This window comes from Chrysiogenes arsenatis DSM 11915 (assembly GCF_000469585.1).
Taxonomy (GTDB): Bacteria; Chrysiogenota; Chrysiogenetes; order Chrysiogenales; family Chrysiogenaceae; genus Chrysiogenes; species Chrysiogenes arsenatis.
In genome coordinates, this window is the sequence record NZ_KI273144.1 from 81,710 (window position 1) to 96,915 (window position 15,206).

Consider the following 15,206-nt stretch of genomic DNA (forward strand, 5'->3'; position numbering starts at 1 on the left):
GATGATGCAGCGTGCACTAAAAATTCTCGCCTTTGCCGGGATAACCCTGCTTTTTCTGTTGATACTCATGCCGTGGCACCGCATTGCGAACTACGGAGCGACAAAAATTCCCGGACTCCGTTTTGTGGCCTACGACTCGCATCTTTCGCTGAGTGGCATCAAGCTCAACCCCGTCGATATTTCCTGGCAAGGGTATCGCGTACAACTCGACACCCTGACACTCGGATTTTCGCCGTTTCAGTGGAGTGCCAAAATCGCTGCCGGCCTTGCTCCAGCCGGCGAAGCGGCATTTCAGATTCCGCTTGGTAACCGCCAAGGCAATGGCACGATTGACACCATTCCGCTCGGCTCTATTTTCAGCCTATTCCAGCTCCCACTCACGGGAGGTGAACTTTTTGGAACTGCCACCTTCCACCCCACACAACAACATGGGAGCGCCACCCTGCGCATCCTCGGGCCGGTATACCCCATTGCCGGATTAAAAATGGTCTTGCAAGATTTACAACTGCGCGATGGGGTCACACGGATAGCCTTTGAAGGCGGCAAAGGGACACTCGACAATATTGAACTGACCACGAACCAAGGGCGGATCACCGGCACTGGCGAGTTCGATCAGCAAGGGATGTTTCGCCTGCGCCTTGCGATTACCGGTGACGGCTTAACCCAAACGATTACCAGCCTCACGGGTGTTATGCCCGGCGCAGACGGCACCATAAAACTCCAGCTTAGTGGCGGCAATCAGCCGCTGCAATACAGTGAATGGAACTAACCCACTTTACAAACCTCAAAACAACAACAGGGGGAAAACCATGTCTAACTTCCAAGCCTTCCGTGTATTTGAAGAAGACAATCAGTTTTCTTCGCGCGTCGTTGAGAGAACGACAGAAGAACTGCCCGATGGCGACGTTCTCATCCGCGTCCACTACTCATCACTCAACTACAAAGATGCCCTGTCAACAACCGGCAATAAGGGCGTTACCAAACAGTATCCACACACGCCCGGCATTGATGTTGTCGGCGAAGTGGTGGACGACCGCACTGGCACCTTCGCCCCACAGAACCCGGTACTCGTCACTGGCTTTGACCTTGGCATGAACACCGATGGAGGATTTGGCGAATACGTCCGCGTTCCCGCGAACTGGGTAATGCCGCTTCCGGCGGAGCTAACACCACCAGAATCCATGATTTTTGGTACGGCGGGACTCACCGCCGGACTGATGGTGCAGGCGCTGCTTGAACACGGAGTGCCGACCAATGAAGGTGAGATTCTCGTCACCGGCGCCACAGGCGGCGTCGGCTCGCTCGCGGTGGCCATCCTCGCGAAACTTGGCTATCAGGTTGTGGCCGTGAGTGGCAAAAGCGACGCGGTTGATTGGTTAAAAGCACTTGGAGCACAAGAAGTGATTGGGCGTGATGCGCTTGGCGACCCCAATCGCCCGCTCTTGAAAGAACGGTGGCGCGGCGTGGTCGATGTCGTCGGCGGCACAACGCTGGCAGCCGCTATCAAGTCAACCCGCTACGGCGGAACCGTCACGTGCAGCGGTCTCGCCGGTTCGGCTGATTTGCCACTCAACGTTTTTCCGTTCATTCTCCGTGGCGTACAGCTTATCGGCATTGACTCCGTGCAATGCCCAATGCCGAAGCGCCAGCAGATCTGGCAAAAGCTCAGCCGCGAATGGAAACCCGCCAACCTCGACGCTCTCAGCAGCACCATCACATTGAGCGATATTGCCGCGCGCGTCGAAGCGATGCTGGCGGGTAGTGTGCGGGGCAGAACCGTCGTATCGCTTATCTGACGAGAGTAACCCCACCAGCCGCCACTAATCCCGCCAACAACGCCCACTTACCGTACATCAGCTTGCGATATTTACTCTTCAGCCGAAACGAGCCGAGGTAGTAAATATCGCGCAAGTACGCTTCGTAGAGCGCTTCGCGGTCGTTGATTAGCTTTTTCCCAAGCGCAATGTACTCTTGTTCTGAAATTTTCGAAAAACTCTGGTAGTGAAAAATATCAATGCCGCTGACATCTCGAACCTGTGGCACAATCGTCAACAAGCTAAAGTAGATCGCCACCACACTCGTCAGCAATAGTATTTCGGGGACAAAACGATCCATCCGATCATACTGCGCCAGCGTGATGGTAATAATCACCGTCGAAACCGTCAGCAGTGCGCTGGCCTTATGGTCAGCCATCTTATTGTAATCCATATGCTTTACCAAATTAGCATTGAGCACATTGGTTGCCAGCAGCCGTGGTAAGAGTGGCTCTTCGGCTGGCGCTGGACTTGTGGTTGGTGTTATGGGCGTATCTAAATCTGACATCGCTTATACTCCTTTTTCACGCAAAAGCCGCTCCACCCGTTCACGATCTTCCGGCACATCCACTCCGATAGTTGTATATTCGGTGGTCGGCACACTAATCGCGTATCCGCGCTCCAGCGCCCGCAATTGTTCCAGCTCTTCCGCTTGCTCCAGTGGCGAGCGTGGCCACGTCACAAAATCGAGCAAAAACGGGCGACGATACACGTACAACCCAACATGGGCGAAGTAATCCGTGTAGGCCAAGCGGTTAAACGGCAGTCGCGAACGGCTGAAGTAGAGCGCGCGGTCGGTATGTCCGACGACAACTTTGACGATATTCGGGTTATCAGGATTTTCCTCAGCATCAAACGGACGCTTTAGACTGCCCATCATCAGCGTGTGATCGCGCAGCAGCGGCGCAACCGCTTGCTCGATCATCAGCGGATTGATGAGCGGTTCGTCGCCCTGCACATTGACAATAATCTCGTCGTCCACCTTCGCCGCCACTTCGGCCACGCGATCCGTCCCGGTCGCGCACTCCGGCGAGGTCAACGCGACATTCCCCCCAAAGCCCCGCACCACATCGGCAATCCGTTCATCATCGGTTGCAACCGTTACCGTAGCGTTTGGCACCAGTAAACACTGCTCATAGACCCATTGGATCATTGGTTTGCCCGCAATGATGACGAGCGGTTTCCCCGGAAAACGGGTTGAAGCGTACCGCGCTGGGATAATGATGTGCATAGCAACTCCCTTATGTGGTGGAATAGGCAAACGTCAACGTGCCTTCATCGTCCAAGTCAACCGCAACCGACCCACCTTTTTCCAAGGCGCCAAAAAGGATTTCATCCGCCAGTACGTCGTGCACTTCCTGCTGGATTAAATTCGCCAGCGGACGCGCGCCATACTGCGGACTGTATCCCTTTTTCGCTAGATAGCCGCAGGCCGCAGGGCTCAGCGCAATTTTTACTTTTTTCTCTTCCAGCTGCCGTTCCAGATCAAGCACAAACTTTTCGACAATCCGCTCCATCACCGTCGCTTCCAGCGGCGCAAACGGCACAATCGCATCGAGTCGATTGCGGAACTCCGGCGAAAAGAACCGCTCGACTGCCTCTTTGGAACGGGGCAGCAGGTCAGAACCAAAACCAAGCTGTGCCGACTCGCGCGCGCCACAGTTGCTCGTCATAATAATGACTGTATTGCGAAAGTCCGCACTCACACCCGTGTTATCCGTCAGCGTCGCATGGTCAAAAACCTGCAACAATAGGTTAATCAGGTCAGGGTGCGCCTTTTCAATTTCGTCGAGGAGCAAGACAGTATGCGGATTTTTGCGAATCGCTTCGGTTAACAGTCCACCCTGCTCAAAACCAACGTACCCTGGCGGCGCACCAATAAGGCGCGAAACCGCGTGTTTTTCCATGTACTCGCTCATATCAAAGCGGGTGAAATTGATTCCGAGCGCGAACGCTAACTGCCGCGCCACTTCGGTTTTCCCCACTCCCGTTGGGCCAGTAAACAGGAAAGAGCCCATCGGTTTGCGCGGATTCCCCAGTCCGGCACGCGAACGCTTGATCGAGCGGGAAAGCAGGCGGATGGCGTCATCCTGCCCAAATACCACCCGTTGCAGTTCTGACTCTAACGTCCGCAATACTTCGCGGTCATCGCTCGGCACCGTCCGTGCCGGAATTTTGGCCATCGTGGCCAGGCACCGTTCGATATCCGCCACTGTCACACTGCTGCGCTGGCGCGAAGGAGGGAGTAGCCGAAACGATGCCCCCACTTCGTCGATCAAGTCGATGGCTTTATCCGGCAAAAAGCGGTCGTTTAAGTAGCGGTGCGAAAGCTCGGCCGCCGCACGGAGCACCGCTTCGCTGTAGCGCACCTGATGATGCTCTTCGTAATGGCGACGCAGTCCCATTAAAATTTTGACCGTCTCGTCAACCGAAGGCTCGTTCACATCGATATTCTGAAAGCGGCGGTTGAGCGCCACATCTTTTTTAAAGTGCGTCCGGTATTCCTGAAACGTCGTCGCGCCAATGCAGCGCAATTTTCCTGACGCCAGCGCAGGCTTCAGGATATTGGCCGCATCCACCGAACCGCCGCTGGTCGCCCCGGCACCAACGATCGTATGGATTTCGTCGATAAACAGAATCGTTGTGTGGGTTGCATTCAGTAGCTCTTGCACGATCCCTTTCAGCCGCTTTTCGAAGTCGCCACGATAGCGCGTACCCGCTAACAACGACCCGACATCGAGCGAATATATACGTGCATCGCGCAACATTTGCGGCACATTGCCATCAGCAATGCGGCTGGCAATCCCCTCGACAATCGCGGTTTTACCAACACCGGGATCGCCGACAAAAATCGGATTATTTTTCTTACGGCGACACAACACCTGAATAGCGCGGCGCACTTCGGGATCGCGCCCAATCAACGGATCAAGTCCACCGTCACGGGCTTTTTCTACTAACTCTTCGGTAAACGCTTTCAGCAGCGATTTCTTTGCGCCACTTTCTCCGGAAACATCATCGGACGGTGCTGCGGCAGTGTGCTCGTCATCCTCGCGCAAAATACCGTGCGAAATGATTTCTAACACATCGGCGCGTTCAACACCTTGCGAACGGAGGATAAACGTCGCCATGGTATCCGTTTCGACCAGCAGTGACGCGAGCAGATCAGTCGTTTCGGCTTCGTTTTTCCCCGCGCTTTGCAGATGCAGAATCATCCGCTGCATCACCCGCTGAAACGCCACCGTCTGCACGGGCTCTTCGCGCGTATTTTCGGGGAGTGCTTCGAGCGAATCAAGGTAGATAAGCACCTGATTGCGAATCACCCGCGGGTCAGCCTGACAACCGGAAAGTACTTGTAAAATAAGTGTATCGGTCAACATCGCCAGTAGCAGGTGGTCGAGCGTTAAGTATTCGTGGCGCCGTTCCGTTGCCTCCTGAAACGCAAGGGCAATTACCTGATTAAGCCGTTTACTGAGCATCATTCCACCTCACGCATGGTGCAGCGCAGGGGAAAGCCTCGCTTTTTTGCCAGCTGGTGCACCTGTGCCACTTTCGTCTGAGCAATTTCCAGAGGATACACACCGCACATCCCTTCGCCGTTGCGATGAACATGGCTGGTAATGAGTTCGGCATCCGCCTGAGCTTTACGGAAGATGCGCATCAGCACTTCCACCACAAAATCCCACGTGCTGTAATCGTCGTTCAAAAGAATCACCACGTAGTTCCGTGGCTGGCGAATTTCTAACGCCACATCATCATGTGGCTGAAACTGATCGTGTAATGACATACAAATACCTATTCAATTGAGTCAGAGTAATCACTATTTTAAGGAAATTTCGACCGCAATTTCGTCGCATTCGGGAAACTTCGAACACTTAATGCAATCCGCCCAAATTTTATGCGGCAATTGATTTTTATCGATTTCCACAAATCCCATCTTTTCAAAAAATCCAAGTTGATATGTGAGGGCAAACACCCGTGCAATACCCAGCGAGCGCGCTTCTTCTAAACAGGCGCTGACAATCAACGCCCCCATCCGCTGCCCCTGAAATTCGCGGTGCACCGCGAGCGAGCACACTTCGGCTAAGTCTTCCCAAATAATCCGTAGCGCGCCGCACGCCACAACATCGCCATTCGCACTCCGCGCCACAAAAAAATCACGAATATTTTCGTACACATCGGTGAGCGACTTTGGCAGCATCAACCCTTCACCAGCGAAACTGTTAATCAGTGTATGAATGGTGCGTGCGTCGCTAATCAATCCTTTTTCAATAACAATCATGGCGTTACCTCACCGAATCAAATTGCCTATCCGCGACAAACGAACATTGCCGGCCTCTGAATCCCACGAAAAATAAATAATAAATGCTTTGCCTAAAATGGCTTCTTCGGGAACCGTACCCCAAAAACGACCATCAAAAGAGTTATCGCGATTGTCTCCCAAGGTAAAGTAATGACCTTCCGGCACCACAAACTCCGGCATGAAATCGCGCGCATCGCGCAGAATCATCGGATCAATAAACTGCTCATATCCGGTGTGATACGGCTTTCCGTTGACCAGCAATTCTTTGGCGCGAATTTCCACGCGGTCGCCCGGCAGTGCCACAACGCGCTTAATGTAATCCACCGAAGGATCGGGGGGAAATTTGAATACCACAATATCGCCCTGATCAATCCCCGTAAAATGGTGGATAAATTTATTCACCAGTAAATGATCACCAATTTGGAGCGTTTCCAGCATCGAACCAGAAGGAATCTTAAATGCTTGTGCAATAAACAAAATGATCACCAGCGCCATCGCCAGTGTTTGCGAAATTCCCTGCACTGCTTCGTAAAATTTCCCTGAAGGACGCAGCTTTTTCCAGTGCCACACGAAAAAGACCCGCGCGTGAAAAATCGCCAAGGAAAGTAAAATGATAATCATCGGGATAGAAACCGTTGATTTGCCAAGCTTCAGTGGCATTTCATCAGCCCACAACAAAACGGCCAGCAGATAAAAGACGGCAATAATGCCGTCGAGATATTCGAGTTCAATTTTCTGTTTTAACTGTTCAAAGCGAGACATGCGCCATTCCTTTATGTTTTCTCAAAATCAAACCTTCAAGACCGCCATAAAGGCCTCTTGCGGCACTTCTACCGACCCTACCTGCTTCATCCGCTTCTTGCCCTCTTTTTGCTTTTCGAGGAGCTTCTTTTTCCGCGAAATATCGCCACCGTAGCACTTGGCAAGAACGTTTTTGCGCATCGCTTTGACCGTTTCCCGCGCAATGACACGGTTGCCAATTGCCGCTTGAATCGCCACTTCAAACATCTGGCGCGGAATAATTTCCTTCATCTTTATCGTCAAATCACGCCCGCGCATATTGGCCTGATCGTTATGCACAATCAGCGACAGCGCATCGACCATATCGCCATTAAGCAGCACGTCGAGCTTGACCAATCGGCCTGGGCGGTAGTCCAGAAATTCATAATCAAGCGACGCATAGCCGCGTGTCATACTCTTTAGTTGATCGTAAAAATCGAGAACAATTTCGTTGAGCGGCAATTCATACGTGATCATGGCGCGATCCGAACCAATATACTGAATCGACTTCTGAATGCCGCGCTTGGTCTGGCACAGGGTGATAATTTGCCCGATATACTCTTCGGGGCACATCATCGTCCCCGTGATAAACGGCTCTTCGATCCGATCAATATGTTGCGGTTCTGGGAGCTGACTGGGGTTATCGACGCGCAACATATCGCCGCTGGTCGTGTAAACGTGGTATGTTACCGTCGGCGCCGTCGTAATCAAGCTCAGTTTATATTCACGCTCCAAACGCTCCTGAATGATTTCCATGTGCAAAAGCCCTAAGAAACCACAGCGGAAACCAAACCCCAACGCGACCGATGTTTCCGGCTCAAACGTAAACGATGAGTCGTTCAAAATCAGCTTATCCATCGCATCGCGCAAGTCGTCGTAGTCGGCACTATCGACAGGATAGAGCCCACTGAACACCATCGGCTTCACTTCTTTATAGCCTTCCAGCGGCGTCGTTGGACGCGAAGTCTGGAAGAACGTATCGCCCACCTTAACATCGTGAATATCTTTTATCCCCGCCACAATAAACCCAACACTCCCCGCCGCCAACTCATCTGTTTCGCGGGGAAACGGGTCAAAATAGCCAATCTGAAGCACTTCGTAATCGCGCGAACTGCGGTAGCCACGGATTTTCATACCGCGGCGCAGCGTCCCATTCACAATGCGCGACATGATAATAACCCCTTGATAGGAGTCGTACCACGAGTCAAAAATCAAAGCCTGCAACGGAGCTTCCGGATCACCTTCTGGAGCCGGAATGCGAACGGCAATCGCCTCCAAAATCTCACGAATGCCGATTCCCGCCTTGGCCGAAGCCAGCACCGCATCCGAAGCATCAATCCCGATCACTTCTTCGATTTGAGCCCGAATCCGCTCCGGTTCTGCCGAAGGGAGATCGATTTTATTCAACACCGGCACCAGCGCCAAATCGTTATCGACCGCCAAGTACACGTTTGCCAACGTTTGCGCTTCTACCCCTTGCGACGCATCAACGACGAGCAGCGCCCCTTCGCACGAAGCGAGCGAGCGGGAAACTTCATACGAAAAATCCACGTGCCCCGGAGTGTCGATAATGTTGTATTCATACACCTGACCATCAAGCGCCTCATACCGCAGCGTCACCGCTTGCGCCTTGATCGTAATCCCCCGTTCGCGCTCCAGCTCCATCTTATCCAGAATCTGATCCTTTTTTTCGCGATCCTGTACGCCGCCACAGAACTCGATAATACGGTCGGCCAGAGTCGATTTTCCATGGTCGATGTGGGCAATAATCGAAAAATTCCGTTTAAACTTCATGTCCATAGGTATCTAAATTCCTTCTACAAAGAGTGAATTAACGTGTATTTCCGCAAACAGACTATATATCATTACTCAGCAGCGAAGTCCTTGCAAAAAATTTTACGCGGGGAGGAAAAGGGAAAATCATGCTTCATGATATCGACTTGAAGCGGCTTGATAACGGGAAGGAATTGTGAAAAAAGAGGGTTGGAACGACAACGCTAATCGGCAGTCATAGAGCGAAGCGGAATTGCTCCGGCGATGAGAATGAAGCAAGCGGCAGCTTAATGTAAATGTCTACACCACCTCTACGCTAATATGGGTGATTTCCTTTCTCTGCCAGAGAAAAACCCCCTCGCATCCGTTTACGTTCGGCGAGGGGGTCAGAAAAAGCTACGCTTATGTCATTGCCGGAGGGTTATTTCCTTATTCAGCCGCTTGAACCTCAAGAACAATGGTCACATCATTCCCTACCACAATGCCCCCAGTTTCCAGCGCGCGATTCCACGTCAGGCCGAAATCGCGACGGTCAATCACCCCCCGCGCTTCAAAACCAACTACTTTTTTGCCCATCATATTCGTTGCCGAACCAACAAATTTCCCCTGAAGGGTTATTTCGCGGGAAACCCCACGAATAGTCAACACACCGCGTACCGTAATCGCCTCGCCAAGCCCTTCAGCCGTAAGCGACTGAAACGTCATTGTCGGGTGATTGGCAACATCAAAAAAATCCGCACTGCGCAAGTGATCATCGCGCTTCACCACCCGCGTATCGATAGAGGCCACCTGAATCGTCGCCGTCGCTTCTGTGAGCGCACCTGTAGCCGCATCGACTCCTACCGTACCCACAAAGTCACTGAAGCCACCCGTCACTTTGAACACTCCCATGTGAGGAATGACGAAAGAAACTTGCGAGTGCGCAGGATCAACCTGAAATGTCTGTACTGCACCGAATGCTGTGGCAACACCGAGAGAAACAACCGCTAGACAAAGTACCAGTATGCGTCGCATGATCTTCACCTCCAACCAAACTGCTTTTTGGCAGAATTTAGAATGATTACTGTTTTTGTCAAGATTATCTTCTGCAAAACCAGTGCGGGCAGAATGCCACCGCCGCGAAGAGCACCTGTGCTGTGAGAGTGAAGAGAGTCGCCTACACCTTTTTGACAAACTCCGATTTGAGCTTCATCGGGCCGATGCCATCAATTTTGCAATCAATATTGTGATCGCTATCGACAAGTTTAATATTTTTGACCTTCGTTCCTACTTTCACCACAAGGGATGAACCTTTCACCTTCAAGTCTTTTATGACCGTGATAGTGTCTCCGTCGGCCAACACGTTTCCGTTTGAATCTTTCACTACCAGCTCGTCGCCCGGCACGCCAACCTTCCATTCGTGCGCACATTCTGGACAAACCAGCATTCCCATATCTTCATAGGTATACGTTGAATTACAACTGGGACAATTTGGCAAAGTACTCATGCAAGGAACCTCTAAATTTTTCGATTACGGTTTGGTAACCCGCGTAGCGGACTCCACACCTTTCTTATTATCACTTGCCCAACATATTCACAAGAGAACGCAGGGAGGTCAGGTGATTTGAACTTCCGAAGATCCTGTCGATAAATCGTGTTGGTGAAAACAACTTTTCCCCGTACAATTTTTTCTTTGCCTATCGTGCGGTACTTCTTTACAAAGACTACGGAGATTTCTCCTCGCTGCCACTTGTTCGCAATAACGCGGTGGCGCAGTCAATCCATCGTGTTTCACAAGAACAACTTACGGAGCAAAGAGAATTCATGAAACTGTTCCTGCGTTTTTGTACCATCGGCATACTCAGCCTTCTCAGCGCCTCGTTAGTCTACGCATTTCCCCGCTCGCTGGCCGTTCCTGGCGGGGTGGTGATTATCGACCTTCCGGCAAAAACCATCGAATCGGTGCGCTTCGGCGATTCCCTCGGTGCGGTGGTTGCAGCGCCATCCCAATCGCAAGGCATTGTGCCAATTCCGCTGAATACACCCCCTGGCGCACATTCCATCACGCTTATGTTCACCGATGGCACGCGGGAACTGCGTCAGGTTGTCATTACCGCCAAGGAATATCCTTCACAACACATCACGCTCAAAAGCAATGAAGCCGTCTCCCTGTCGCCGGAAAATCTGGCGCGCTTTGAGCGGGAAAAACCAAAGATTCAACAGGCATTCAGCACGTGGACGCCAAAGGAAATCGTCCCCGCCAGTCTCTTTTTCACTTTGCCGACTCCGGGTCGCATGAGCAGCCCGTTTGGTTTTCGTCGCTTTTTTAATGGCGAACCACGCAGCCCGCACAGTGGCATCGACATTGCTGCCCCGCAAGGGACGCCAGTGATCAGTGCAGCAAGCGGAACAGTCATCCGTACCGGCGACTATTTTTTCAACGGCAAGTCGATTTTTATCGACCACGGACAGGGAATTATCACCATGTATTGCCATCTGCACACGATAGACGTCAATCCCGGCGATCAAGTAGTGCGCGGCGAAAAAATCGGCACTGTCGGTTCCACCGGACGCTCCACTGGGCCGCACCTGCATTTCACCGTGAGTATCGGCAACGTGCGGGTTGATCCGCTACTCTTTCTGAGCGACACTGACCTGAGCGCCATCGGCGCGAAACTCGAAGAGGGAAAGTAGTGTCGCTACCAGTCACTTTTTGCTGGACAGTTGATCTGAGTTGACTATAACGGCTCCAATGGGATATCGCTTTTAATAAACTTGAAAACTGACTTAACCTTCGCGGAGGGGAAACATGCTGCTCGATGAGTTGCGCACCAAAAAATCAGCCATCATCAGCGTAGCAGCTCGATACGGAGCCCGACGGATTCGCATCTTTGGCTCAGTTGCCCGTGGCGAAGAGCGACCAGACAGTGATGTTGATTTCTTAGTGGACTTTCCGCGCTCGAAAATTGCATCAAAGCAATGCTGACACAGGACTCTCATGCACTTGACAAATAAAAATGCCGGCAGTGATGCCATGAACCACCAATACTTCATGAAAATCGCCATTGAATTGGCGCAGAACAACATATTGCAAGGCCGTGGCGGCCCTTTTGGTGCTATAGTCGTGCAGAACGGTATAATTATTGGCCGTGGCGTGAACACCGTCACCAGCGATTGCGACCCAACGGCACACGCCGAAATTGCAGCGATACGACAAGCCTGCCGCTCACTCGGAGCATTTCATCTGCATGAATGCGACCTGTACACCACCTGCGAACCTTGCCCCATGTGCCTTGGCGCCATCTACTGGGCGCATATTCGCCACATTTACTACGGCGCCACCCGCAAGGAAGCATCACTCGCCCGTTTTGATGACGAATATATCTACCGCGAAATCCCATTAACCCCGGATACGCGTTCGATTGCTGCTACACAAATTATTGACACAGAAGCGAATACCCTCTTTAACCTCTGGAACTCACTCGACGAGAAAGTGCAATACTAATGAAAAATAACCAACTCATCCGCTGCCCATGGTGCGAAAAAGACGACCTCTATCGCCGCTACCACGACGAAGAATGGGGCGTGCCGCTCCATTACGACAATCAACTCTTTGAACTCCTTTGCCTCGAAGGATTTCAAGCCGGACTGAGTTGGCACACCGTCCTGAAAAAGCGCGAACACTACCGCGAAGTGTGCGACCACTGGGATCCCGCCAAAATCGCCGCTTATACCCAGAAAAAAATCGCCACGCTCCTCGACGACCCCGGCGTCATCCGCAATCGACTCAAACTTGCGGCAATGGTCAGCAACGCGCAAGCCTTCTTGGCTGTCCAGCAAGAACACGGCACTTTTTCCGAATTTATTTGGCATTACGTGGACGATACCCCCATCGTCAATCACTGGGAAACCCTGTCAGAAGTTCCCGCCCGTACCGACCTGAGCGACCGCATCAGCCGTGATTTGCAAAAACTGGGCTTTAAGTTCGTTGGCAGCACCATCTGCTACGCATTTATGCAGGCCGCCGGACTGGTAGATGACCACTTGCTGAGCTGTTGGAAGCGGAAGGGGTAAGTGGATTTGTGCTCGTGTTTGATCTGATCTCATCCGTTAATCGGCATGCTTTAACTCGACAAAAGGTGACATAAATTGCAACCTTTTGTTGAGTTAGATATTCGCAACTTCGTGCCTTAGCATTCAGACTCTCCGTCAGTGAGCGGTTTTGGTATAGTAAAACTTCTCACACCGCAACCACACTCCAAAATTTTCCTACTGACAGATGACGAATTTTGGCCTATGAATCGAACGGATTCTTTCGCGCCGTATGCCGAAAATTGAGGAGGGTGTATGTCGACAACACAAACCGCATCTGCCACACATCGCTGGCGTTTTTTCCGTTCTGGTGGTTTTGATCAGGTCAGAATTGAAACAGCTGATGATCTGCGCCATCTCGGCGAGTTGGATCAAAAACTCTGGTCAGTTTTGGGATGCCCTACGTCGGGGCTGGAGTTTGACACCCGCACACTGCAAATGATTGACAGCGAAGGTGATGGCCAGATTCGTAGCCCCGAGCTGATTGCCGCAGTCAACTGGACGTGCAAGGTCTTGAAAGATCCCGCGGTGCTTTTTGATAATCCACAAGGATTGCCGCTCCGCGCCATCGACGATTCACACCCTGAAGGGGTGAAATTACTGGCCACGGCGCGTCAGGTTTTGCAGAACCTTGGGGCGGCGGATGCTGATATGGTTACGTTGGCCGATCTTTCCGATCCAACTCGCCTCTTTGAGCCACATCATTATAACGGCGACGGGATTATTCCCGCAGCGCTCTGTCGTGATCCCGCGCTGGCCAACGTGGTCGAGCAGATCATGGCGTGCTGTGGTTCTGAAACCGACCGCAGCGGGGTGCCGGGAATCAGCGAAGCGTTGCTGGAAGCGTTCTTTGCTCAAGCAAATTGCTATCTTGAATGGTGCACTGTGGGCGCGGATAATGCCGCCGATATCCTCCCTTTGGGCGAAAATACGGCGGTGGCCGCCGCGCTGTTTACGTCAGTTGAGGCGAAAGTAGAAGATTTCTTTACCCGTTGCCGCCTGGCCGCATTTGATGCCCGCGCCACCGATCCACTCAACCCCAGCGAACCGAGTTATGTCGCGCTCAGCACGCAAACCTTGGCGACAACAGGCAGCGATATTGCGGCGTTACCCTTGGCGCTGGTTGGAGCCGACAAACCGCTGCCGCTGAATGAAGGGTTGAATCCTGCGTGGGCAGAGCGCATGGCCGTGTTGCAAATACAGGTAATTGAGCCATTACTTGGCAAGCGCGATCACATAACGCCGCAGGAGTGGGCGACTATCGCCGCAAAGTTTGTGGCCTATGCGGCGTGGATGGCAACCAAACCGGTAACAACCGTCGAAACCATTCCGACCGACACGCTCCGCACACTCGCCACAGAAGCCAATCGTCAGCAGTTGCAAACCCTAATCGAAACGGATCGGAACGATGCGACCGCCGCAGATGCCATTGATCAACTGGAACGAGCCGTGCGCTACACACGCGACTTGGTGACCCTGTTGCGAAACTTTGTCACGCTCAGTGATTTCTATAACAGCGATAACAAAGCGATTTTTCAGGCGGGTACGTTGTACCTCGATCAACGGAGTTGCATCCTCTGCATGCGGGTAAACGACATGGCCAAACATGCCAAGTTGGCACCGCTCAGTGGGGCGTTCTTACTTTACTGCGAGTGTTCGCGCAAAGGTGAAAAGCCGTTCCAGATTGTGGCCGCGATGACGGGTGGCGATGTTGATGACATGCTGGTTGCGGGGCGTAACGGCGTGTTTTACGACCGCCAAGGGCGCGACTGGAACGCGACCGTTGTCAAAGTAGTGGAAAATCCCGTAAGTGTGCGCCAAGCCTTCTGGTCGCCGTACAAACGCATTGCGCGGATGATCAGCGATCAAATTCAAAAGTTTGCCGCTTCGCGCGACAAGGCCGTAGAAAGCAAAGGGGCTGCCGCGGTGGCAGACGGCGCGACAAAAGCGAGCAGTGGAACGGCTCCTGCTGTGCCGCAACCATTTGATATCGCCAAGTTTGCCGGTATTTTTGCGGCGATTGGCCTTGCTCTTGGTGCGATTGGAACAGCGTTGGCGGCGGTGGTGTCGGGCTTGATTTCACTGCCTTTCTGGCAAATCCCGTTGGTCTTTGTGGGCGTTATGCTGCTGATTTCCGGGCCATCAATGCTCCTTGCATGGTTCAAACTACGGCAGCGCAACCTTGGGCCGCTGCTGGACGCCAATGGCTGGGCGGTCAACACGCGTGCGCGGATCAATATTCCCTTTGGTGCATCATTGACCGGGATTCCACGATTACCCGCGGGGGCGAGTCGCACAGTGGAAGATCGCTATGCCGAAAAAGGACTCCATTGGGTACGCTACATCTTTCTTGTTGCTGCCATTATCGCTTTCCTCGCACTCTGGCAGAGAAATCTCCTGTGAATGGCAAGAGTCGAGTCGCTGCTTAATAGGAAAGATTATCATTTTTTTGACTTGATATTCATTAC

General features: G+C 52.4%; 15 protein-coding genes and 1 pseudogene. 7 read left to right on the forward strand and 9 right to left on the reverse strand.

What is annotated here, in order from left to right; genetic code table 11:
- The first annotated feature begins 1 nt into the window (after position 1).
- Both P304_RS0111570 and P304_RS0111575 read left to right on the forward strand, forming a co-directional pair.
- Positions 2–769, forward strand: a complete 768-nt coding sequence (locus P304_RS0111570; RefSeq protein ID WP_027390659.1) for a hypothetical protein — start codon at positions 2–4, stop codon at positions 767–769.
- A 40-nt stretch (positions 770–809) separates the two neighbouring features.
- Positions 810–1,796 (forward strand): YhdH/YhfP family quinone oxidoreductase, encoded by a 987-nt coding sequence (locus tag P304_RS0111575; protein ID WP_027390660.1) that lies wholly within the window; start codon positions 810–812, stop codon positions 1,794–1,796.
- Here P304_RS0111575 and P304_RS0111580 read toward each other — a convergent pair.
- From P304_RS0111580 to P304_RS0111620, 9 genes are all read right to left on the reverse strand, one after another.
- A complete protein-coding gene (locus P304_RS0111580; protein WP_027390661.1) occupies positions 1,789–2,322 on the reverse strand; it encodes a Pycsar system effector family protein in 534 nt (177 codons plus the stop codon). The two genes, P304_RS0111575 and P304_RS0111580, sit on opposite strands and share 8 nt — an antisense overlap.
- Before the next feature lie 3 nt (positions 2,323–2,325).
- Positions 2,326–3,045, reverse strand: coding sequence for a 3-deoxy-manno-octulosonate cytidylyltransferase (gene kdsB / locus P304_RS0111585; RefSeq protein ID WP_027390662.1), 720 nt, complete (start codon positions 3,043–3,045; stop codon positions 2,326–2,328).
- Between the two features lie 10 nt (positions 3,046–3,055).
- Positions 3,056–5,290 carry an ATP-dependent Clp protease ATP-binding subunit ClpA gene (gene clpA, locus P304_RS0111590; protein ID WP_027390663.1) on the reverse strand — a complete coding sequence of 745 codons (2,235 nt, stop codon included), beginning with the start codon at positions 5,288–5,290 and terminating at the stop codon, positions 3,056–3,058.
- Positions 5,290–5,598 (reverse strand): ATP-dependent Clp protease adaptor ClpS, encoded by a 309-nt coding sequence (locus tag P304_RS0111595; protein WP_027390664.1) that lies wholly within the window; start codon positions 5,596–5,598, stop codon positions 5,290–5,292. Before P304_RS0111595 ends, clpA begins: the two co-directional genes overlap by 1 nt.
- Positions 5,599–5,631: 33 nt before the next feature.
- Positions 5,632–6,093, reverse strand: a complete 462-nt coding sequence (locus tag P304_RS0111600; protein ID WP_027390665.1) for an N-acetyltransferase — start codon at positions 6,091–6,093, stop codon at positions 5,632–5,634.
- Positions 6,094–6,102: 9 nt separating this feature from the next.
- Entirely contained in the window at positions 6,103–6,876 is a 774-nt protein-coding gene (gene lepB, locus P304_RS0111605) for a signal peptidase I (RefSeq protein WP_201766968.1), read from the reverse strand.
- A gap of 27 nt (positions 6,877–6,903) precedes the next feature.
- Positions 6,904–8,694 (reverse strand): translation elongation factor 4, encoded by a 1,791-nt coding sequence (gene lepA / locus P304_RS0111610; protein ID WP_027390667.1) that lies wholly within the window; start codon positions 8,692–8,694, stop codon positions 6,904–6,906.
- Between the two features lie 402 nt (positions 8,695–9,096).
- The gene (locus tag P304_RS0111615) at positions 9,097–9,681 is read right to left on the reverse strand and encodes a YceI family protein (RefSeq protein ID WP_027390668.1); all 585 of its coding nucleotides are present in this window, start codon (positions 9,679–9,681) and stop codon (positions 9,097–9,099) included.
- Between the two features lie 142 nt (positions 9,682–9,823).
- Entirely contained in the window at positions 9,824–10,153 is a 330-nt protein-coding gene (locus P304_RS0111620; protein WP_027390669.1) for a zinc ribbon domain-containing protein YjdM, read from the reverse strand.
- Positions 10,154–10,470: 317 nt separating this feature from the next.
- On the opposite strand from P304_RS0111620, the gene P304_RS15415 reads away from it, so the two are divergent.
- From P304_RS15415 to P304_RS0111645, 5 genes and pseudogenes are all read left to right on the forward strand, one after another.
- Positions 10,471–11,340: a peptidoglycan DD-metalloendopeptidase family protein gene (locus P304_RS15415; protein WP_051321645.1), complete on the forward strand. Its 870-nt coding sequence runs from the start codon at positions 10,471–10,473 to the stop codon at positions 11,338–11,340.
- 115 nt (positions 11,341–11,455) lie between these two features.
- A pseudogene (locus tag P304_RS15420) lies at positions 11,456–11,605 on the forward strand (nucleotidyltransferase family protein); the annotation flags it as partial.
- A 45-nt stretch (positions 11,606–11,650) separates the two neighbouring features.
- On the forward strand, positions 11,651–12,151 hold the full coding sequence (locus tag P304_RS0111635; protein WP_236613354.1) for a nucleoside deaminase: 501 nt from the start codon (positions 11,651–11,653) through the stop codon (positions 12,149–12,151).
- Positions 12,151–12,720, forward strand: coding sequence for a DNA-3-methyladenine glycosylase I (locus P304_RS0111640; RefSeq protein WP_027390671.1), 570 nt, complete (start codon positions 12,151–12,153; stop codon positions 12,718–12,720). The genes P304_RS0111635 and P304_RS0111640 overlap by 1 nt, the downstream gene beginning before the upstream one ends.
- A 273-nt stretch (positions 12,721–12,993) precedes the next feature.
- Positions 12,994–15,141 carry a hypothetical protein gene (locus tag P304_RS0111645; RefSeq protein ID WP_027390672.1) on the forward strand — a complete coding sequence of 716 codons (2,148 nt, stop codon included), beginning with the start codon at positions 12,994–12,996 and terminating at the stop codon, positions 15,139–15,141.
- Positions 15,142–15,206: the final 65 nt, after the last annotated feature.

Excerpts from the sequence above, each read along its gene's own strand:
- P304_RS0111595 (WP_027390664.1), bottom strand. The coding sequence starts at position 5,598 with ATGTCATTACACGATCAGTTTCAGCCACATGATGATGTGGCGTTAGAA.
- P304_RS0111575 (WP_027390660.1), top strand. The coding sequence starts at position 810 with ATGTCTAACTTCCAAGCCTTCCGTGTATTTGAAGAAGACAATCAGTTT.
- lepB (WP_201766968.1), bottom strand. The coding sequence starts at position 6,876 with ATGTCTCGCTTTGAACAGTTAAAACAGAAAATTGAACTCGAATATCTC.
- P304_RS15415 (WP_051321645.1), top strand. The coding sequence starts at position 10,471 with ATGAAACTGTTCCTGCGTTTTTGTACCATCGGCATACTCAGCCTTCTC.
- P304_RS0111620 (WP_027390669.1), bottom strand. The coding sequence starts at position 10,153 with ATGAGTACTTTGCCAAATTGTCCCAGTTGTAATTCAACGTATACCTAT.
- P304_RS0111580 (WP_027390661.1), bottom strand. The coding sequence starts at position 2,322 with ATGTCAGATTTAGATACGCCCATAACACCAACCACAAGTCCAGCGCCA.
- P304_RS0111615 (WP_027390668.1), bottom strand. The coding sequence starts at position 9,681 with ATGCGACGCATACTGGTACTTTGTCTAGCGGTTGTTTCTCTCGGTGTT.
- P304_RS0111645 (WP_027390672.1), top strand. The coding sequence starts at position 12,994 with ATGTCGACAACACAAACCGCATCTGCCACACATCGCTGGCGTTTTTTC.
- P304_RS0111570 (WP_027390659.1), top strand. The coding sequence starts at position 2 with ATGATGCAGCGTGCACTAAAAATTCTCGCCTTTGCCGGGATAACCCTG.
- P304_RS0111600 (WP_027390665.1), bottom strand. The coding sequence starts at position 6,093 with ATGATTGTTATTGAAAAAGGATTGATTAGCGACGCACGCACCATTCAT.
- clpA (WP_027390663.1), bottom strand. The coding sequence starts at position 5,290 with ATGCTCAGTAAACGGCTTAATCAGGTAATTGCCCTTGCGTTTCAGGAG.
- lepA (WP_027390667.1), bottom strand. The coding sequence starts at position 8,694 with ATGGACATGAAGTTTAAACGGAATTTTTCGATTATTGCCCACATCGAC.
- kdsB (WP_027390662.1), bottom strand. The coding sequence starts at position 3,045 with ATGCACATCATTATCCCAGCGCGGTACGCTTCAACCCGTTTTCCGGGG.
- P304_RS0111640 (WP_027390671.1), top strand. The coding sequence starts at position 12,151 with ATGAAAAATAACCAACTCATCCGCTGCCCATGGTGCGAAAAAGACGAC.